Below are 642 nucleotides of genomic sequence, written 5' to 3' on the forward strand. Positions count from 1 at the left end.
TGCTCCCAGCCCGCACGGGCCGACAGGGCCGACCCTTCGCCGATGCCCGCACGATGGTCGAGGCCATCATCTACCGGTACAGGTGCGGGATTCCGTGGCGTGATCTGCCCGAGGTCTACGGGCCCTGGCAGACCGTGTGGACCTGGCATCGGCGCATGGCCGAAGAGGGCACCTGGGACACGGTGTTGGCGACCCTCACGGCGGCTGCTGACGCTGAAGGCCTTATCGACTGGTCGGTGGCGGTGGACTCCACGATCGCCCGCGCCCACCAGCACGCGACGAACATCACCCGCCACACGGGGGGCTGGATCGAACTACAAGAATCTGCGTGAGGAGCCGGCCGATCACGGTATCGGGCGCTCCCGGGGCGGGTTGAGCACGAAGATCCATCAGCTTGTCGATGGGACCGGGCTGCCGCTGGTCAGCCTGATCACCCCCGGCCAGGCAGGGGACTCCCCGATGCTGCTTCCTCTTCTGGAGCAGCTGCGCGTGACCCGGCCAGTAGGGCGGCCCCGGACCCGCCCCGAGGCCGTGCTGGGCGACAAGGCGTACTCCTCCAGGGCGATCCGCACCCATCTGCGCTCCCGCCGGATCAGGGCCGTCATCCCCGAACCAGCCGACCAGCAGGACCACCGCAGACGG

Annotated in this window: 1 pseudogene; it reads left to right on the plus strand. The window is 69.3% G+C overall.

The window, feature by feature from the left end:
• Nucleotides 1-642, plus strand: a pseudogene (locus tag AC0VX0_RS12400) (IS5 family transposase); the annotation flags it as partial.

This window comes from Micrococcus sp. iso_26 (genome assembly GCF_056172975.1).